Source organism: Pseudomonas sp., from assembly GCF_035554175.1.
In the GTDB taxonomy this organism is placed as follows: Bacteria; Pseudomonadota; Gammaproteobacteria; order Pseudomonadales; family Pseudomonadaceae; genus Aquipseudomonas.
Genome location: NZ_DATMIV010000055.1, coordinates 1 through 17,700, shown reverse-complemented (window position 1 = coordinate 17,700; position 17,700 = coordinate 1). Strand labels below are relative to the sequence as shown.

Sequence of the window (17,700 nt, the reverse complement as noted above, 5' to 3'; positions counted from 1 at the left end):
TATGATGACTACCCAAAACGAAACCCTGCCGACCGAGCGCAAACCGTTGGACATGCGCCGCTTTCTCGATGACTGGGTCATGCTGCTGGCGGCGATCGGCATCTTCGTCGCCTGTACGCTGCTGATCGACAATTTTCTCTCGCCGCTGAACATGCGTGGCCTGGGCCTGGCGATTTCCACCACCGGCATCGCCGCGTGCACCATGCTCTACTGCCTGGCGTCGGGGCACTTCGACCTGTCGGTCGGCTCGGTGATCGCTTGTGCCGGGGTGGTCGCAGCCGTAGTGATGCGCGACACCAACAGCGTGTTCCTTGGCGTCAGCGCGGCGCTGGTGATGGGCCTGATCGTCGGGCTGATCAACGGCATCGTGATTGCCAAGTTGCGTGTCAACGCGCTGATCACCACGCTGGCGACCATGCAGATCGTTCGCGGTCTGGCTTATATTTTTGCCAATGGCAAAGCGGTCGGTGTTTCGCAGGAATCGTTCTTCGTTTTCGGTAACGGCCAGCTGTTTGGTGTGCCGGTGCCGATCCTGATCACCATCGTCTGCTTTCTGTTTTTCGGCTGGCTGCTGAATTACACCACCTATGGGCGCAACACCATGGCCATCGGTGGCAACCAGGAAGCGGCGCTGCTGGCAGGCGTCAACGTTGACCGGACCAAGATCATCATCTTCGCCGTGCATGGTGTGATCGGCGCGCTGGCCGGGGTGATTCTGGCGTCGCGGATGACCTCCGGGCAGCCGATGATCGGCCAGGGCTTCGAGCTGACGGTGATTTCTGCCTGCGTATTGGGCGGGGTGTCGCTGAGCGGCGGGATCGGCATGATCCGCCACGTGATTGCAGGCGTTTTGATTCTGGCGATCATCGAGAATGCGATGAACCTGAAGAACATCGATACGTTTTATCAGTATGTGATTCGTGGTTCGATTCTGCTGTTGGCCGTGGTCATTGACCGCCTCAAACAACGCTGACACAAGCACTTCCCTGTGGGAGCGAGCCTGCTCGCGAAGGCATTGGCACATCCAGCATTGATATGTCAGGGATACCGCCTTCGCGAGCAGGCTCGCTCCCACAGTTGATCGCGCCATTCCTGCCTTCTGTCATCTCCCTTAAATAATTCTTGCTCGTCAGCGACCGTTTCGGTTATCAATTTGTACATGATTAGACAGGTACGATTCGACAAGAAACAAAGGGTGGTCGACGAGCTCGTCCGGCGCATCGAAAGTGGTCTCATGGAGGACGGCTTTCTGTTGCCCGGCGAACATCAGTTGGCTCAGGAATTCCAGGTCAGCCGTGGCACGCTGCGTGAAGCGCTGGCCGAACTGAAGCGGCGTAACTACATCGCCACGCAGAGCGGTGTTGGCTCCATCGTCACCTTCGACGGTGTTGCGCTCGATCAGCGCAGCGGCTGGGCGCAGGCATTGGCCGACAGCGGGGCGCTCATCAATACCGAAGTATTGCGCCTCGAGGCGGTGACTCGCCCGGATCTGCTGGTGCGTTTCGGCACCGATCAATTCATCACTCTCGACCGTCGCCGGCGCGCCACCGACGGTACGCTGGTGTCTCTGGAACGTGCATTGATGCCGGCCAACGGCGGCCTGGAAAGCCTGCCGCGCGTCGGTCTGATCGACAATTCCCTGACCATCACCCTGGCCGCCTATGGCTACATCGGTGAACGCGGCGATCAGTGGATCGGCGCCGAGCCGCTGAATGCCGAAGACGCCGAACTGCTCGGCCGCCCGGTTGGCACGGTGTTCCTCAAAGCATTGCGCACCACCTACGACCGGCAGAACCGCTTCATGGAACAGGTCGAAAGCCTGCTCGATCCGGTGCATTTTCGTCTGCACCTGCAATTTGGAGAATCGAAATGACCGCGCTCAACCGTGCGCTTGGCGCGTTCTATGGTCTGGCCCTGGGGGATGCGCTGGGCATGCCGACTCAGTCACTCGATCGCGAAACCATCAAGGCGCGCTTCGGGCAGATCACCGATCTGCAGGATGCCGGCCCGCTGCAACCGATCGCCGCGAACATGCCCAAGGGCTCGATCACCGATGACACCGAACAGGCGATTCTGGTCGGCCAGTTGCTGGTCGAAGGCCAGGGCCACATCGAACCCTCGGTTCTCGCCCAGCGCTTGATCGAATGGGAAGCCGAGATGCAGGCCAAAGGCTCGCAGGACTTGCTCGGCCCATCGACGAAACGCGCCATTGAAATGATCCTCGCCGGGCATTCCCCGGAAGAAGCCGGACGTTATGGCACCACCAACGGCGCGGCGATGCGCATCACCCCGGTGGGGATTGCCGTGAGCGTGGCCGATCCGGCGCGCTTCATTGCGGCGGTGGTGCAAGCCTGTCAGGTGACCCACAACACCACGTTGGGAATTTCCAGCGCGGCGGCGGTGGCGGCGGTGGTGTCCGCTGGCATCAACGGCGTTGATCTGGGCGAGGCGCTGAACATGGGCCAGCAGATTGCCCAACAAGCCGAAGCCCACGGGCACTGGGTCGCTGGTGGGCGCATGGCTTCGCGTATCAGTTGGGCGCGCAGCATCAGTGTCGACAGCGACAAGGCGCTGCTCGCCGATCTGCTCTATGACGTGATCGGCACCTCGGTGGCGTCGCAGGAGTCGGTGGTGGTTTCGTTTGCCCTGGCTCAGCAAGTAGCCATTGGCGAGATGAGCGCTTTTGACGCGTTGTGCATGGCGGCCAGCCTGGGCGGCGACACGGACACCATCGCGGCGATTCTCGGGGCAATGCTGGGCGCCTGCCTGGGGCTTGAATGCTGGCCAGTGCCGATGATTGAAACGGTGAAAGCCGTCAATCATCTGCAGCTTGAGCCCCTTGTGAAAAGCCTCCTCACCCTACGCTGAGGAATCCGTGTAGGAGCTGCCGAAGGCTGCGATCTTTTGATCTTCAGCAGTCTTCAGGTCGCTGGAAAATCAAGATCAAAAGATCGCAGCCTGTGGCAGCTCCTACAAAGGAGAGGTGCAGGCATTCAATTGCCCATAAACACAAGAATGGCAAACAGGAGCATTTTCATGAGTTCATCAACCGCCGGGCAAAGCGTCGGGCAACTGGAAACCCGGGGCATCGAGCCGGTGCCGGAAGCCGAGTGCAACGGCCATCCACTGCAGCTGTTCTGGGTCTGGTTCGCCGCCAATATTTCCATTCTCGGTCTGCCGCTGGGCGCCACGCTGGTAGCGTTTCGCGGGCTGGCGATCTGGCAGGCGATCATCGTCGCCATCCTCGGTGCCGCCGGTTCGTTTGCGGTGGTCGGGATCATTTCCATTGCCGGGCGTCGTGGCCGTGCGCCGAGTCTGACCTTGTCCCGGGCAATCTTTGGCGTGCGCGGCAATATCGGCCCGACGCTGGTCTCGCTGATGTCGCGCCTGGGCTGGGAAACCGTCAACACCACCACCGCAGCGTTCGTGTTGCTGTCACTGTGTTCGATCCTGTTCGGCTCGCCGGTCGAGGCGAAAAGTGCGCCGCTGCTGACACTGATCTTCATCGCCATCTTCGTCCTGCTGACGCTGGCGGTGTCCGGCCTCGGTCACGCAACCTTGCTGGTGATCCAGAAGTGGGCGACCTACGTGTTCGGCGCGCTGAACATTCTGGTCGGTGGTTTCCTCTGCGCGACCATCGACTGGAGCGCGGTATTCAACGCCACACCGGCGCCGCTGAGCGCGATGATCATCGGCATCGGCACCATGGCTGCCGGCACCGGGATCGGCTGGGCCAACGCCGGGGCCGACATGTCGCGCTATCAGCATCGCAGCGTTAAAGCCGTGCGACTGGTGGCGTCGGCGGCGTTCGGTGCGGGCATTCCGCTGGTGCTGCTGATCACCCTCGGCGGCCTGCTGTCGGTGGGCAACAATGACCTCGCCTCGGCGACTGACCCGATCGTGGCGATTCGCGACATGCTGCCCACGTGGATGGCCGTGCCGTACCTGATCACCGCGTTTGGTGGACTGCTGCTGTCGAACAACCTGTCGGTGTACTCCGCCGGTCTGACCACGCTGACACTCGGCCTCAAGGTCAAACGCGTGTACGCGGTGGTGGTGGACATCGTCGCGATCTTCGCCGGCTCGATCTATTTCATGCTGATCGCCGACAGTTTCTACGGCCCGTTCATCACCTTCATTTCCTTGCTGGCGGTGCCGATCACCGCGTGGGTGGGGATCTTCGTGGTCGACCTGATCCACCGTCATTACTACAGCCCCCAAGACCTGCTCGATGTCAGCCCGAGCAGCGCTTACTGGTATCGCGGCGGCATCGAGTGGCGCGCGTTCGGCGCGTGGGCGATCGCCATCATCCTCGGCTTCAGCTTCACCACCATCGGCACCACGGCGCAAAACGTCTGGTTCAAAGGCTTTTTGTCCGACTCCTGGCTGGGGCACAACGGCCTCGGCTGGATCGTGACCTTCGTCGTCGCCGGTGGCATTTACCTTGTACTTGGCGGCGCGAGGGATCGCCGCGCCGCGCAACCCGAGAATGCTCATGCCTAAGATGTTGCACACCGGCCAGGTCATCATCGACCTGGTCATGGCCGTGGATAAACTGCCGCAGATCGGCGGCGATGTGTTGGCGCAGTCGGCAACATTCGAGGCCGGCGGCGGCTTCAACGTGATGGCGGCGGCGGTGCGCAATGGCCTGCCGGTGGTCTATCTCGGCCGCCATGGCAGCGGGCGTTTCGGCGATCTGGCACGCCAGGCGATGCAGGCCGAAGGCATCTGTATTGGCATTCGCGAGGTTGCCAAGCGCGACACCGGCTTGTGTGTAGCGCTGACTGACGCATCCGCCGAGCGCAGTTTCATTTCCTACATTGGGGCCGAGGGCGAGATAACCGAGGAGGACCTGAGCAGCGTGGCTGCCGAGGCGGGCGATTATGCTTATCTCAGCGGTTACAGTCTGTTGCATGAGGGCAAGGCGCAGGCGTTGCTCGACTGGACGCTGTCGCTACCAGCGTCGATCAATGTGGTGTTCGATCCGGGGCCTTTGGTGGAGTCGCCCGAAGCACCGATGATCCAGGCCTTGCTGCCGCGCATTGATGTGTGGACCAGCAACAGCGTCGAAGCGCTGCGGTTTACCGGTGCTGACGAGATCGCTGTGGCGATGGATCGTCTCGCACAACTTCTGCCGGCCAGCGTACTGATGGTGGTGCGCGATGGGCCGCAGGGCTGCTGGATTGAGCAGCGCGGCGAGCGCCGGCAGGTGCCCGGGTTTGCGGTAGAAGCGGTAGATAGCAATGGCGCCGGTGATGCGCATGCCGGGGTGTTTATCGCCGGTCTGGCGCAGGGACTGAATGCGCCGGAAGCGGCGCGCCGGGCGAATGCGGCAGCAGCGCTGGCGGTAACACGCTGGGGGCCGGCGACTTCGCCGGGGAAGGCTGAGGTGGATGCGTTTATCTGCGAGTCCTGCGGCGACTGAGCCGAAGCCTTCGCGAGCAGGCTCGCTCCCACCTTGGATCTGCATCGTATACAAGCCTCCTGAAGGAGCTGCCGAAGGCTGCGATCTTTTGTTTTTGAAGATCAGAATATCGCAGCCTCCGGCAGCTCCTACAGAGGGGGGTGTTCTAACTGGCCTTGCGCAACGCCTCGATCAACTCCTGCTTGCGCATTGACGAGCGCCCCGGAATGTTCTTCGCTCGGGCCTCCTTCATCAGGCTGTCCACGGTCTGCGCGTCCTTCGAAGCCTCGCTGTTGCGCGAGTGGCCCTTGCGACTGGCCACCGCGCGGCGCGATGACTCTTTGCGATCCTCCGACTTGGCGCTGGCGAGCTTTTTGCGCCCCGAGCCGCCGGACTTCTCACCGCCGCCGGACTGCTTGTTCACCGTTGCCCAGGCCCGGGCTTCGGCTGCGTCTTTGGACATGCCTTTTGTCTCGTAGCTGTCTTCGATGTGCTCGGCTTTGCGCTTCTGTTCGGTGGTGTATTTGTCTTTGCTTCCACGAGGCATGGTATCTCTCCTTGCGTCAGGATGTGCTTCGTTACGCCGACGGCTGCGAACGTTCCGATGTGACTTAAGCCTGATGTCGAAAGTCCGCAGCCCGGCCAGCGTCAGCTGTCGAGTTTTTTCGCCGCTTCAACCCCGGCAGAACTCAGCTTGATCGGCAGGTTCAGCGAGTGTTCGCCCGCTTCGCTGCAGGTCACATGACCATGGTGAATCAGCCCGCGATCCTGCAGGGCGGCGAGGGTGCTGGCCACGACTTTCTCGCCGCGATAATTGTCCAGCACCTCTTTGCCCAAGCCATTGGGGTGCGCGTGGAGCAGGCGGGTGAGGACTTCTTTTTCCAGGTCTTTGTCGACGTTCATGGTTACCTCTTCATGGGAGTGAATAGGGCGCTCGCGTCGGCGAACTACTGACCGGCACCTTCGGAACCGGAGCCACCGGTGGTGGTTTTCGAACCGATACCCGGACCGGCATTGTCGGGTGTGGCGGCGGGAGAGTCAGGCGTGTTCATGCCGCCTTGACGGCCCGGATCGCTACCCTGAGTGCGCGGGTCGGTACCCGTGGCCGGTGGCTGATTGATCAATGGCACGCCGGAGCCGTCGGTATTTACCCCGGGGGCACTGTTGATGGCGGGGGCACGGGGTGGGGTCGGGTCGGTAGGGCCAGTGCCCGCTGCCGTGGATGAGGCGGCGAATACCGCAGGGCAGAGCAGGGCGCTGAAGACTAAAGCGGTCAACCTTGACGGGATCATAGGGCTTCTCCAGTGATTGGAATCCTTACACTTGGTTGGTCAGCCCTCGAAACGGATTGGTGCCTGATGATCGACGAACGGTCGCGGTCGGCTTTATGACTGCTTCGCAGCCAAGCGGGAGCAAGCTCCCTCGCCACAAAAGCGCTGCGGACTTAGTATTGCGTTTTTCCTTTGCAGACAAGGCCTGTCCATGACGAGCGAAATCCGCCCGGCGACTCCCAGCGATGCGCCGCAAATCCTCGCCTTCATCACCGAACTGGCAGATTTCGAAAAGGCCCGCCACGAAGTCATCGCCAGTGTCGCCGACATCGAACGCAGCCTGTTTGGCGAAGGCGCCACCGCCCATGGCCTGATCTGTCTGCGCGACGGTTTGCCGATCGGCTTCGCCGTATTCTTCTTCAGTTACTCGACCTGGCTGGGCAGCAACTGCCTGTACCTCGAAGACCTCTACATCACCCCCGAACAGCGCGGCGGCGGCGCCGGCAAAACCCTGCTGCGCCATTTGGCGAAAATCGCCTGCGCCAACGACTGCGGCCGCTTCGAATGGAGCGTGCTGGAGTGGAACACCCCGGCCATCGAATTCTACAAATCCCTCGGCGCCCAACCTCAGGAGGAGTGGGTGCGGTATCGCATGGACGGCAAGGTGTTGCGCGAGTTCGCAGAGGGGTAACACAGGATCGCAGCCGTCGGCAGGTCGTAGGAGCTGCCGAAGACCGCGATCTTTTTTTATCTTTTCCCATATTGTGGGATGTGTATTTATATATTGAGATTTGATCCCGCCCGGGTTTATAGTCCGTCGCACTCACTGCCAAAAACAAAACAGGTGAAGCGATGCAGGCGCAATTGATCGCGCTCGATTGGGGGACAACCTCATTACGTGCTTACAAACTCGCGGCGGACGCTGTGGTGCTGGAACAGCGTGCGCTGTCGTCCGGGATCATGCAGTTGCCCAAGACCCCGCGAATCATCCATGGTCGTGAATGCGCCGAAGGTTTTGAACTGGCCTTCGACGAAGCCTGCGGTGACTGGCTCGACGCGCAGCCGGATCTGCCGGTGATCGCTTGCGGCATGGTCGGCAGTGCGCAAGGCTGGCGCGAAGCGGCCTACTGCGAGACGCCAGCCGACGTCGCCAATCTCGGAAATTCCCTACAAACTGTCGTCAGCCTGCGCGGCACGTCAGTGCACATCGTCCCGGGCGTGATCCAGCGTTCGCGCCTGCCCAACGTGATGCGTGGCGAAGAAACCCAAGTCCTCGGCGTGCTGCAAAGTCTGCCGGCCGGTGCGGGTAACGATCTGTTGATCGGCCTGCCCGGCAGCCACTCGAAATGGGTGGAAGTGGTCGATGGTCGCATCACGCATTTCGACACGTTCATGACCGGCGAAGTTTTCGCCGTACTCAGCGAGCACAGCATCCTTGGCCGTACCCAGCAACCGAGCACAACGTTCGATGCGCAAGCGTTCGATCGCGGCGTGCAAATCGCGTTGTCGACGGATGCAGAGCTCGGCGTGCTGTCGACCCTGTTCAGCGCGCGCACTCTCGGCCTGACCGGTGAGCTGAGTCCGAGCGCTCAAGCGGATTATCTGTCCGGCCTGATGATCGGCCATGAGCTGACCGCGCTCGCCGATGTGCAGCGGCGCCGGCGCAACCAGCCGAATCTTCCGGCGATCGTGCTCATTGGCAATGCGCAACTGTGCACCCGTTATCGCCGTGCCCTCGACGCCTGCGGTTTTGCCCAGGTGACGCTCGCCGAGCAAGCCACCGAGCGTGGCCTGTGGCAACTGGCGCGCGCCGCCGGCCTGATCGATTCATCATCCCGTTAACCCTGACTGGAGGCCTGACATGCTCAAGCAAGCACTGGCACAAAACGGTCTGATCGCGATTCTGCGCGGCCTGCAACCGCAGGAAGCGGCGGCTGTCGGAGAAGTCCTTTATTCCACCGGATTTCGCGTCATCGAAGTACCGCTCAATTCCCCTTCACCGTACGAAAGTATCCGCATCCTGCGTGATGCGCTGCCCGACGATTGCCTGATCGGTGCTGGCACGGTGCTCACCCCCGAGCAGGTCGAGCAGGTCAAAGCCGCTGGCGGCCAGGTGATCGTCATGCCGCACAGCGATGCCAGGGTTCTGCGCGCGGCGAAAGCGGCGGGGCTCTATCTGTCGCCGGGCGTGGCCACGCCGACCGAAGCCTTCGCGGCCCTGGCCGAGGGCGCGGACATTCTCAAACTGTTCCCTGCCGAGCAGATGGGCCCCGCAGTCGTCAAAGCCTGGCTCGCAGTGTTGCCGGCGGGCACGGTATTGGCGCCGGTCGGTGGGATTACGCCGGACAACATGCAGGCGTTTATCGACGCCGGCGTGAAAGGCTTCGGCCTCGGGTCCGGCCTGTTCAAACCGGGCATGACGCCGGAACAGGTGGCGGTGAATGCCAAGGCCTACGTGGCCGCATGGAAAGCCCTGCGTTAAGACTTTTCGGCGCTGTGTGCGCTGCATCCGAACAAGAGAGACAAGCAGATGAAAATCACCAAACTCACGACCTTCATCGTTCCGCCGCGCTGGTGCTTCCTCAAGGTCGAAACCGACGAAGGTGTGACCGGCTGGGGCGAGCCCGTGGTTGAAGGGCGCGCACACACGGTCGCCGCTGCGGTGGAAGAATTGTCCGACTACCTGATCGGCAAAGATCCACGCAATATCGAAGACATCTGGACCGTGCTCTATCGCGGCGGCTTCTACCGTGGCGGCGCGATTCACATGAGCGCGCTGGCCGGTATCGATCAGGCGCTGTGGGATATCAAGGGCAAGGCGCTCGGGGTGTCGGTCAGCGATCTGCTCGGTGGCCAGGTACGTGACAAGATACGCGTGTATTCGTGGATCGGCGGTGACCGTCCGGCCGACACGGCGCGTGCGGCGAAAGAGGCGGTGAGCCGTGGTTTCACGGCGGTGAAAATGAACGGCACCGAAGAGCTGCAGTTCCTCGACACCTTCGAGAAAGTCGACCTCGCCTTGGCCAACGTTGCCGCCGTGCGCGATGCGGTCGGGCCGAACGTCGGTATCGGCGTCGACTTCCACGGCCGGGTGCACAAGCCGATGGCCAAGGTACTGATGAAGGAACTCGACCCGTACAAACTGATGTTCATCGAAGAGCCGGTGCTCAGCGAAAACTACGAAGCGTTGAAAGAGCTGGCGCCGCTGACCAGCACCCCGATCGCCCTGGGCGAGCGGCTGTTCTCGCGCTGGGACTTTAAACGGGTGTTGAGCGAAGGCTACGTCGACATTATCCAGCCAGATGCCTCCCACGCTGGCGGCATCACCGAAACCCGCAAGATCGCCAACATGGCCGAAGCCTACGACGTCGCGCTGGCGCTGCATTGCCCGCTGGGACCGATCGCGCTGGCTGCCTGTTTGCAGCTCGATGCCGCTTGTTACAACGCGTTTATCCAGGAGCAGAGCCTGGGCATCCATTACAACGAGAGCAATGATTTGCTCGACTACGTGAAGGATCCGCGCGTGTTCGATTACGACCAGGGCTTCGTGAAGATCCCGAACGGCCCGGGTCTGGGCATCGAGATCAACGAAGAATATGTGATCGAGCGTGCCGCCGTCGGTCACCGCTGGCGCAACCCGATCTGGCGCCATGCCGATGGCAGCTTTGCCGAGTGGTGAGTCTTCTCTGACCCACCGCCGTCACCTGTGGGAGCGAGCCTGCTCGCGAATGCAATGTCACATCCGCCATCCATGTGACTGACCCGACGCTTTCGCGAGCAGGCTCGCTCCCACAGTTTTCGATCTCCAGGGAGAGGAGATCTGCGTCATGACCTCAACAAACACAAGAAGAGGCATCTCTCATGCAAACGCACACCCTCTCCGGGCAGGCGTCTTTAGTCACGCCCAGTCGCAAGCGATTTTTCATCATGGTGTTGCTGTTCATCACCGTGGTCATCAACTACCTCGACCGCAGCAACCTGTCGATTGCCGCGCCAGCGCTGACCAGTGAACTGGGCATCGATCCGGTTCACGTCGGGCTGATCTTCTCCGCGTTCGGCTGGACCTATGCCGCGATGCAGATCCCCGGTGGCTGGCTGGTCGATCGCGTGCCGCCGCGCATCCTTTACAGCGTCGCGCTGCTGCTGTGGTCGGTGGCCACGGTGATGCTCGGGTTTGTCAGCAGTTTCATCGCCCTGTTCGTGTTGCGCATGGCCGTCGGAGCCCTGGAAGCGCCGGCCTATCCGATCAACAGCCGCGTGGTCACCACTTGGTTCCCTGAGCGCGAACGTGCCACGGCGATCGGTTTCTACACCTCCGGGCAGTTCGTCGGTCTGGCCTTCCTGACCCCGGTGCTGGCGTGGCTGCAACATGAGTTCGGCTGGCACATGGTGTTTGTCGCCACCGGCGCGGTCGGCATTCTCTGGGCTGCGATCTGGTACGCGGTGTATCGCGAGCCGCGCAATTTCAAAGGCGCGAACGAGGCGGAGATCGAACTGATTCGTGAAGGCGGCGGGCTGGTCGATATCCAGGCCGAGACGGCCAGGGTCAAGGCCAGATTCAGCTGGACCGATCTGGGTATCGTCCTCAGCAAACGCAAGTTGTGGGGCATCTATCTCGGTCAGTTCTGCCTGAATTCGACGCTGTGGTTCTTCCTCACCTGGTTCCCGACCTATCTGGTGAAATATCGCGGGATGGACTTCATCAAGTCAGGCTTGCTGGCGTCGCTGCCGTTTCTCGCTGCGTTCGTTGGCGTGCTGTGTTCGGGATTCTTTTCCGACTTCCTGATCCGTCGCGGTTACACCGTTGGCTTCGCGCGCAAATTGCCGATCATTGGCGGGCTGTTGATTTCCACCTCGATCATCGGCGCCAACTTTGTCGAATCGACGCCATTGGTGATTGCCTTCCTCGCCCTGGCATTTTTCGGCAACGGTCTGGCGTCGATCACCTGGTCGCTGGTGTCGACGCTGGCACCGGCGCGTTTGCTCGGCTTGACTGGCGGCGTGTTCAACTTCATCGGCAACCTGTCGGCGATCGCGACACCGATCGTAATCGGCTTCCTCGCCAGCGGTGATTCGTTCGCGCCGGCGATCACCTACATCGCCGTACTCGCGCTGGTCGGTGCCTTGTCCTACGTGCTGTTGGTGGGCAAGGTCGAGCGTATCGAGTTGTAGTGCTCAGCATCGGGCGACCATAATGCCGCCCGTTCCTTCGCTCAACGGTAAAAGGCTGGATATGCAGGAAGACGCTCTGGAAAAAACCAAGGACGCCGCGCCCACCGGCACCCAGACGCTATTGCGCGGCCTCGGTGTGGTCCAAGCGGTGGCCAGCGGCGCGCGTGATCTCAAGGAGATCGCCCGGCTGATCGGCACCACGCGCAGCACCACCCATCGTCTGGCCAGTTGCCTGGTCGATGAGCGTTATCTGCGGGTGGTGCCGCAAATCGGTTACCTGCTCGGGCCGAAACTGATCGAGCTGGGTTTTCAGGCTCGCGAGGAATTGCCGCTGGTGACATTGGCCGGCCCCTATCTTGACGAATTGTCGGCACTGACTGGCGACACCGTGCATCTGGGCATTCGCGAAGGCGATGAGGTGCTGTATCTGCTGAAGAATCCTGGACGCAACGGCCCGGAAATGCGTTCGCGGGTTGGTCACCGCATGCCATTGGTGCGCACCGGGATCGGCAAGGCGCTGATGCTTGATGACTCGCCGCAGGATTGGCGGCGGCTGTACGACATCAGCCTGCCGGCGGGTGGCAAAAGTCAGTTCTGGCCGCAGCATCCCCAGCAGTCGTGGGAACAGCTCGAGCAGCGCATGAGCGAATACGTCGCCGGTGGCTACGCCTTCGATCTGGAAGACAACGAACCGTCGATCCGCTGCGTGGCGGCGCCGATTCGTGACGCGAGCAAAGGCATCGTCGCGGCGATCAGTATCGCTAGCACCGTGCCGTACATGCCGCTGGAAAAAATGGCCGAGTTGATTCCCCTGCTCAAAGGCGTCACAACCCGGCTGTCGGCGGAGCTTGGCTTAAAGGTATAGCCTTGGGGTTCAGGCCTTCAGCGTCGCCATGTCAATGACGAAGCGGTACTTCACGTCACCGGCAATCATCCGCGCGTAGGCTTCGTTGATATTGCGGATGTCGAGCATTTCGATGTCGCAGGTGATGTTGTGCTCGGCGCAGAAATCCAGCACTTCCTGGGTTTCGGCAACACCGCCGATCAGCGAGCCGGCCAGCACCCGACGGCTCATCACCAGTTTGCCGGCGTGGACCGGCGGGTTCACCGGCTCGATCAGCCCTACCAGAATGTGCACGCCATCAAAGCGCAGGGTGTCGAGGTACGGATTGAGGTCGTGCTGCACCGGAATGGTGTCGAGCAGAAAATCGAAGTAGCCGGCAGCGGCTTTCATCTGCTCAGCGTCGGTAGATACGATCACATGATCGGCGCCCTGACGACGGCCTTCTTCAGCCTTGCTCGCCGAGCGGGTGAACAGCGTCACTTCGGCGCCCATGGCCTTGGCGAACTTGATGCCCATGTGGCCGAGGCCGCCCATCCCGAGAATACCGACTTTGTCACCGGCCTTGACGCCGTAGTGCTTGAGCGGCGAGTAAGTGGTGATGCCGGCGCAGAGAATCGGTGCCGCGCTGGCCAGAGCCAGACGTTCCGGAATGCGCACAACGAAGTGTTCGCTGACCACGATGCTGTCGGAGTAGCCGCCCATGGTGTTGCTGCCATCGACCCGGTCCGGAGTGGCGTAGGTCATGGTCGGGCCTTCGAGGCAATATTGCTCCAGGTTCGCCTGACAGGCTTCGCAGCTGCGGCAGGAGTCGACCATGCAGCCGACACCAACCAGATCGCCTACCTTGTGACGGGTGACATTCGCACCGACAGCGGTGACTTTCCCGACGATCTCGTGGCCGGGCATCAGCGGGTAAACGGCGATGCCCCATTCGTTGCGCGCCTGATGGATGTCGGAATGGCAGACGCCGCAGTAGAGAATTTCGATAGCCACGTCGTCGGCGCGCGGACTGCGGCGTTCGAATTTCATCGGGGCGAGGGGAGTGGTGGCCGATTGGGCGGCATAGCCGATAGCGGTGTACATGAGTGACCTCGCAAAAGCAGTGACAGGTGAGGCGGTGAATTCTGGGCGCCGGGCACTGGTGCGGCCATGACGAATTCTCCGGGTCTCATGCCTAATCCTCCGGGATGCGGGTTGCGACGGTCGCATTGGCCAGCGGATCTGCGATGATGTTTTCATCCCTCTTTGCGTGTTTTTTACGAAGACCTATTCGATGCAGTTGACCCGTCATCTTGATGCCAATGCCCGGCTCGTTTCGTTGATCGAACCGCTGGCGCTGCGCGATGGCTACAGCCAGACCGGCCTGCCCGGTGTGCAGATCCTGCGCGCCAGTTGCGACGTCGCCCGTGGCCCGCACATTTACGAGCCAAGCCTGATGATCATTGCCCAGGGCAGCAAACTGGCGTTCCTGGGGCCACGGACGATGGAATATGGCGCCGGCCATTACCTGATCCAGGCGCTGCCGGTGCCGTTCGAGTGCGAGACCTTTGCTCTGCCCGATGCGCCGCTGCTGGGTGTCTCGGTGGCGATCGATCGCGTGCTGCTCGGTGAATTGGTGTTGGCCATGGGGCTGGCGCCGGGTCGGCACATCCCGGCGCAAACACCGGAGTCGATGACCTCGGTGGTGCTCGACGATGGCATGCGCGGTTGTGTCGAACGGTTGTTAAGCTGCCTGCACGATCCGCTGGAATGTCAGATTCTCGGGCCGGCGCGAGTACGTGAATTGTTGTTTGTAGCGCTGCGCGGGCCGCAGGCGGATGTGTTGCGCGCGTTAGTCGAACAGCAGGGACAATTTGCGCGGGTGGCGGCGTCGATCAGTCACCTGCATGCGCATTACACCGAACCGCTGAATGTCGAGACCCTGGCCAGTTGCGCGAACATGAGCGTGTCGACGTTTCACGAGCATTTCAAACGCAGCACCTTGTTGTCGCCGGTACAGTATTTGAAGCGCTTGCGGTTGTTGAAGGCGCAGACGTTGTTGGTCGCCGAAGGCCTGGGCGTGGCGCAAGTGGCGCACCGGGTGGGGTATCAGAGTACGTCGCAGTTCAGTCGCGAGTACAAACGTTACTTCGAACGCAGCCCGGGCGACGAACGCGTCGCTTGAGTTATCACTCATTCTTGTAGGAGCTACCGAGTGAAACGAGGCTGCGATCTTTTGATTCTGTCTTTTAAAAGCAAGATCAAAAGATCGCAGCCTCGTTTCACTCGACAGCTCCTACAGGTGGAATTGGGGGCAACAAAAAGGCCCCCAAATCGGGAGCCCTGTTGTTCAGCGATTCGACTTACATGTTCGGATAAGTCGGGCCGCCGGCGCCTTCCGGTGCCACCCAGGTGATGTTCTGCGCAGGGTCCTTGATGTCACAGGTCTTGCAGTGCACGCAGTTCTGGGCGTTGATCTGGAAGCGTTTCTCGCCGTCTTCCCTGGTGATCACTTCGTACACACCGGCCGGGCAGTAGCGCTGCGCCGGTTCGTCGTACAACGGCAGGTTCTTGCTGATCGGGATGCTCGGGTCGGTCAGCTTCAAGTGGCACGGCTGCTCTTCTTCGTGGTTGGTGCCGGAGATGAACACCGAGCTGAGTTTGTCGAAGCTGAGTTTGCCGTCGGGTTTCGGGTAATCGATCTTCTTGCAGTCGGCTGCGAGCTTGAGGCACGCATAATCCGGCTTGGTGTCGCGCAGGGTGAACGGCAGTTTGCCGCCGAAGATGTTCTGGTCGAGCCAGTTGAAACCACCGCCGATGATTGCGCCGTACTTGTGAATCGCTGCGCCGAAGTTGCGGCTGGCGAACAGTTCTTCGTGCAGCCAGCTGTTCTTGAACGCGTCGACGTAGGTGGTCAGTTCGACCGTGCAGTCTTGCTCGGCGAACAGCGCATCTGCCACCGATTCAGCCGCGAGCATGCCGGACTTCATCGCGGTGTGGCTGCCTTTGATCTTGGCGAAGTTCAGGGTGCCGAGGTCGCAACCGATCAGTGCGCCGCCCTTGAAGACCATTTTGGGCAGCGAGTTCAGGCCACCCTTGGCGATGGCGCGGGCGCCGTAGCTGACGCGCTTGCCGCCTTCCAGATATTGCTTGAGCACCGCGTGATGCTTGAGACGCTGGAATTCGTCGAACGGCGACAGGTAAGTGTTGCTGTAGGACAGATCAACGATCAGACCGACTACAACCTGGTTATTCTCCAGGTGATAGAGGAACGAGCCGCCGGTGTTCTCGGTGCCCATGATGTCCAGCGGCCAGCCTGCGGTGTGCACGACCAGGCCAGGCTGGTGCTTGGCCGGGTCGATTTCCCAGATTTCTTTCAGACCGATGCCGTAGTGCTGAACGTCGGCATCGCTGTCGAGGTTGTAGCGCTTGATCAGCTGCTTGCCGATATGGCCACGGCAGCCTTCGGCGAACAGCGTGTATTTGCCACGCAGCTCCATGCCCGGGGTGTACAGACCTTCTTTCGGGTGGCCTTCGCGGTCGACGCCCAGGTCACCAGTGATGATCCCGCGGACCACGCCGTTTTCGTCGATCAGCGCTTGCTGCGCGGCGAAGCCCGGGTAGATTTCCACGCCGAGGTTTTCGGCCTGCTGAGCCAGCCAGCGGCACAGGTTACCGAGGGAAATAATGTAGTTGCCTTCGTTGTGCATGGTCTTGGGCACGAAGAAGTCAGGAATTTTCTGCGCGCTGTCGGCGTTTTTCAGCACGAAAATGTCATCGCGGGTGACTGGCGTGTTCAGCGGGGCGCCGAGTTCTTTCCAGTCCGGGAACAGTTCGTTCAGTGCGCGGGGTTCGAACACCGCACCGGAGAGGATGTGTGCGCCGACTTCGGAGCCTTTTTCGACCACGCAGACGCTGATTTCCTTACCGGCGTCAGCGGCCTTCTGCTTCAAGCGGCAGGCGGCGGACAGACCAGCGGGGCCGGCACCGACGATGACGACGTCGAATTCCATGTATTCGCGTTCCACAGGCTATCTCCTACTCAAGGCTCTACAGTTTTTTCTAATTGGAGGTTGGGCGTTGCATCCGTCGTTTCTTCGCTAAAAGCGACAAAAATGACCCGGGATGACACGCGGTTCTCTCTTAAGCGGCGCATTATATCTACACCACTCCCAGGGTCCAATACAAACGTTTGTTTGAAATTGCCGCAGGCCAGATAAATCACTGACGTGCGGCTTATGACTGGCCATTTTGCCGTATTGACCGGAATAGGCGTTCCGGTCAAGATACGGGCGGTTTTGCGCTCGCCGTAGGCTGACTGTTGGTTTCAAGAGCACCTCTAAAGACAGGGCGAAGGCAGCACAAAGTGACGTATTGCGTGGTTTGGACGCGCAGTTTACACGCCGCGATAATGAATGACTCATCGGTCATCACTGACGAACGGTCTTCACTCCCGTGAGCAAGGTCATGTGTGGTTCATGCCGGCGTTTTTAGAGGTGCCCTTGCGCCCATGAGCATCAACCGCCAGGTTCGCCTAGGCGACTTTCTTTTCACCGGAGAGTAACGAGGAATCCATGAAGGTTCTTGTAGCTGTCAAACGAGTGGTCGACTATAACGTCAAGGTTCGCGTCAAGGCGGACAACTCCGGCGTCGACCTCGCCAACGTCAAGATGTCGATGAACCCTTTCTGCGAAATCGCCGTGGAAGAAGCCGTACGCCTGAAAGAGAAAGGCGTGGCAACGGAAATCGTCGTCGTCTCCATCGGCCCGACCACCGCCCAGGAACAACTGCGCACCGCGCTGGCACTGGGAGCCGATCGCGCCATCCTCGTCGAATCCGCCGAAGACCTGACCTCCCTGGCCGTGGCCAAGCTGCTCAAAGCCGTTGTCGACAAGGAACAGCCTCAGCTGGTGATCCTCGGCAAACAGGCCATCGACAGCGACAACAACCAGACCGGCCAGATGCTCGCGGCATTGAGCGGCTACGGTCAGGGCACCTTCGCTTCGAAAGTCGAAGTGTCCGGCGACAGC

17 protein-coding genes and 1 pseudogene are annotated in these 17,700 nt (G+C 60.9%); 13 read left to right on the top strand and 5 right to left on the bottom strand.

The window, feature by feature from the left end; all coding sequences use genetic code 11:
• The first annotated feature begins 4 nt into the window (after positions 1–4).
• The 5 genes from araH to VNV36_RS24415 all read left to right on the top strand — a co-directional run bounded on the left by araH (position 5) and on the right by VNV36_RS24415 (position 5,425).
• The gene (gene araH, locus VNV36_RS24435; protein ID WP_042610738.1) at positions 5–973 is read left to right on the top strand and encodes an L-arabinose ABC transporter permease AraH; all 969 of its coding nucleotides are present in this window, start codon (positions 5–7) and stop codon (positions 971–973) included.
• A 186-nt stretch (positions 974–1,159) separates the two neighbouring features.
• Positions 1,160–1,873: a GntR family transcriptional regulator gene (locus VNV36_RS24430; protein ID WP_325721419.1), complete on the top strand. Its 714-nt coding sequence runs from the start codon at positions 1,160–1,162 to the stop codon at positions 1,871–1,873.
• Positions 1,870–2,868 (top strand): ADP-ribosylglycohydrolase family protein, encoded by a 999-nt coding sequence (locus VNV36_RS24425; protein WP_325721417.1) that lies wholly within the window; start codon positions 1,870–1,872, stop codon positions 2,866–2,868. The genes VNV36_RS24430 and VNV36_RS24425 overlap by 4 nt, the downstream gene beginning before the upstream one ends.
• A gap of 168 nt (positions 2,869–3,036) precedes the next feature.
• Positions 3,037–4,503, top strand: a complete 1,467-nt coding sequence (locus tag VNV36_RS24420; protein ID WP_325721415.1) for a purine-cytosine permease family protein — start codon at positions 3,037–3,039, stop codon at positions 4,501–4,503.
• Positions 4,496–5,425: a PfkB family carbohydrate kinase gene (locus VNV36_RS24415; RefSeq protein WP_325721413.1), complete on the top strand. Its 930-nt coding sequence runs from the start codon at positions 4,496–4,498 to the stop codon at positions 5,423–5,425. Before VNV36_RS24420 ends, VNV36_RS24415 begins: the two co-directional genes overlap by 8 nt.
• Before the next feature lie 145 nt (positions 5,426–5,570).
• Here VNV36_RS24415 and VNV36_RS24410 read toward each other — a convergent pair whose 3' ends face one another.
• The 3 genes from VNV36_RS24410 to VNV36_RS24400 form a co-directional block, all read right to left on the bottom strand.
• A complete protein-coding gene (locus tag VNV36_RS24410) occupies positions 5,571–5,951 on the bottom strand; it encodes a Rho termination factor N-terminal domain-containing protein (protein ID WP_325721411.1) in 381 nt (126 codons plus the stop codon).
• Between the two features lie 101 nt (positions 5,952–6,052).
• Positions 6,053–6,307 carry a hypothetical protein gene (locus tag VNV36_RS24405; RefSeq protein WP_325721410.1) on the bottom strand — a complete coding sequence of 85 codons (255 nt, stop codon included), beginning with the start codon at positions 6,305–6,307 and terminating at the stop codon, positions 6,053–6,055.
• Positions 6,308–6,351: 44 nt separating this feature from the next.
• The gene (locus VNV36_RS24400; RefSeq protein WP_325721408.1) at positions 6,352–6,696 is read right to left on the bottom strand and encodes a hypothetical protein; all 345 of its coding nucleotides are present in this window, start codon (positions 6,694–6,696) and stop codon (positions 6,352–6,354) included.
• A 190-nt stretch (positions 6,697–6,886) separates the two neighbouring features.
• On the opposite strand from VNV36_RS24400, the gene VNV36_RS24395 reads away from it, so the two are divergent.
• The 6 genes from VNV36_RS24395 to VNV36_RS24370 all read left to right on the top strand — a co-directional run bounded on the left by VNV36_RS24395 (position 6,887) and on the right by VNV36_RS24370 (position 12,712).
• Positions 6,887–7,366: a GNAT family N-acetyltransferase gene (locus tag VNV36_RS24395; RefSeq protein WP_325721406.1), complete on the top strand. Its 480-nt coding sequence runs from the start codon at positions 6,887–6,889 to the stop codon at positions 7,364–7,366.
• A gap of 161 nt (positions 7,367–7,527) precedes the next feature.
• Positions 7,528–8,517, top strand: a complete 990-nt coding sequence (locus VNV36_RS24390; protein ID WP_325721404.1) for a 2-dehydro-3-deoxygalactonokinase — start codon at positions 7,528–7,530, stop codon at positions 8,515–8,517.
• Between the two features lie 19 nt (positions 8,518–8,536).
• Complete coding sequence (locus VNV36_RS24385; RefSeq protein WP_325721402.1) at positions 8,537–9,157, top strand: 2-dehydro-3-deoxy-6-phosphogalactonate aldolase; 621 nt, start codon at positions 8,537–8,539, stop codon at positions 9,155–9,157.
• A gap of 48 nt (positions 9,158–9,205) precedes the next feature.
• Positions 9,206–10,354, top strand: a complete 1,149-nt coding sequence (gene dgoD, locus VNV36_RS24380) for a galactonate dehydratase (RefSeq protein WP_016770960.1) — start codon at positions 9,206–9,208, stop codon at positions 10,352–10,354.
• Between the two features lie 182 nt (positions 10,355–10,536).
• A complete protein-coding gene (locus VNV36_RS24375) occupies positions 10,537–11,847 on the top strand; it encodes an MFS transporter (RefSeq protein ID WP_325721399.1) in 1,311 nt (436 codons plus the stop codon).
• A 61-nt stretch (positions 11,848–11,908) separates the two neighbouring features.
• A complete protein-coding gene (locus VNV36_RS24370) occupies positions 11,909–12,712 on the top strand; it encodes an IclR family transcriptional regulator (protein WP_325721604.1) in 804 nt (267 codons plus the stop codon).
• A 9-nt stretch (positions 12,713–12,721) separates the two neighbouring features.
• Here the strand turns inward: VNV36_RS24370 and VNV36_RS24365 are convergent, their stop codons facing one another.
• A complete protein-coding gene (locus VNV36_RS24365; protein WP_325721397.1) occupies positions 12,722–13,774 on the bottom strand; it encodes an NAD(P)-dependent alcohol dehydrogenase in 1,053 nt (350 codons plus the stop codon).
• A 190-nt stretch (positions 13,775–13,964) separates the two neighbouring features.
• Here VNV36_RS24365 and VNV36_RS24360 point away from each other — a divergent pair, with 190 nt between their 5' ends.
• Positions 13,965–14,855, top strand: coding sequence for an AraC family transcriptional regulator (locus tag VNV36_RS24360; RefSeq protein ID WP_325721395.1), 891 nt, complete (start codon positions 13,965–13,967; stop codon positions 14,853–14,855).
• A gap of 178 nt (positions 14,856–15,033) precedes the next feature.
• Here VNV36_RS24360 and VNV36_RS24355 read toward each other — a convergent pair whose 3' ends face one another.
• The gene (locus VNV36_RS24355) at positions 15,034–16,698 is read right to left on the bottom strand and encodes an electron transfer flavoprotein-ubiquinone oxidoreductase (protein WP_325721393.1); all 1,665 of its coding nucleotides are present in this window, start codon (positions 16,696–16,698) and stop codon (positions 15,034–15,036) included.
• Positions 16,699–17,244: 546 nt separating this feature from the next.
• On the opposite strand from VNV36_RS24355, the pseudogene VNV36_RS24350 reads away from it, so the two are divergent.
• A pseudogene (locus VNV36_RS24350) lies at positions 17,245–17,700 on the top strand (electron transfer flavoprotein subunit beta/FixA family protein); the annotation flags it as partial.

What these genes read in the sequence shown, in the direction of transcription:
- dgoD (WP_016770960.1), top strand. Translation starts at nt 9,206, where the DNA reads ATGAAAATCACCAAACTCACGACCTTCATCGTTCCGCCGCGCTGGTGC.
- VNV36_RS24360 (WP_325721395.1), top strand. Translation starts at nt 13,965, where the DNA reads ATGCAGTTGACCCGTCATCTTGATGCCAATGCCCGGCTCGTTTCGTTG.
- VNV36_RS24390 (WP_325721404.1), top strand. Translation starts at nt 7,528, where the DNA reads ATGCAGGCGCAATTGATCGCGCTCGATTGGGGGACAACCTCATTACGT.
- araH (WP_042610738.1), top strand. Translation starts at nt 5, where the DNA reads ATGACTACCCAAAACGAAACCCTGCCGACCGAGCGCAAACCGTTGGAC.
- VNV36_RS24395 (WP_325721406.1), top strand. Translation starts at nt 6,887, where the DNA reads ATGACGAGCGAAATCCGCCCGGCGACTCCCAGCGATGCGCCGCAAATC.
- VNV36_RS24365 (WP_325721397.1), bottom strand. Translation starts at nt 13,774, where the DNA reads ATGTACACCGCTATCGGCTATGCCGCCCAATCGGCCACCACTCCCCTC.
- VNV36_RS24370 (WP_325721604.1), top strand. Translation starts at nt 11,909, where the DNA reads ATGCAGGAAGACGCTCTGGAAAAAACCAAGGACGCCGCGCCCACCGGC.
- VNV36_RS24415 (WP_325721413.1), top strand. Translation starts at nt 4,496, where the DNA reads ATGCCTAAGATGTTGCACACCGGCCAGGTCATCATCGACCTGGTCATG.
- VNV36_RS24375 (WP_325721399.1), top strand. Translation starts at nt 10,537, where the DNA reads ATGCAAACGCACACCCTCTCCGGGCAGGCGTCTTTAGTCACGCCCAGT.
- VNV36_RS24425 (WP_325721417.1), top strand. Translation starts at nt 1,870, where the DNA reads ATGACCGCGCTCAACCGTGCGCTTGGCGCGTTCTATGGTCTGGCCCTG.
- VNV36_RS24420 (WP_325721415.1), top strand. Translation starts at nt 3,037, where the DNA reads ATGAGTTCATCAACCGCCGGGCAAAGCGTCGGGCAACTGGAAACCCGG.
- VNV36_RS24400 (WP_325721408.1), bottom strand. Translation starts at nt 6,696, where the DNA reads ATGATCCCGTCAAGGTTGACCGCTTTAGTCTTCAGCGCCCTGCTCTGC.
- VNV36_RS24405 (WP_325721410.1), bottom strand. Translation starts at nt 6,307, where the DNA reads ATGAACGTCGACAAAGACCTGGAAAAAGAAGTCCTCACCCGCCTGCTC.
- VNV36_RS24430 (WP_325721419.1), top strand. Translation starts at nt 1,160, where the DNA reads ATGATTAGACAGGTACGATTCGACAAGAAACAAAGGGTGGTCGACGAG.
- VNV36_RS24385 (WP_325721402.1), top strand. Translation starts at nt 8,537, where the DNA reads ATGCTCAAGCAAGCACTGGCACAAAACGGTCTGATCGCGATTCTGCGC.
- VNV36_RS24410 (WP_325721411.1), bottom strand. Translation starts at nt 5,951, where the DNA reads ATGCCTCGTGGAAGCAAAGACAAATACACCACCGAACAGAAGCGCAAA.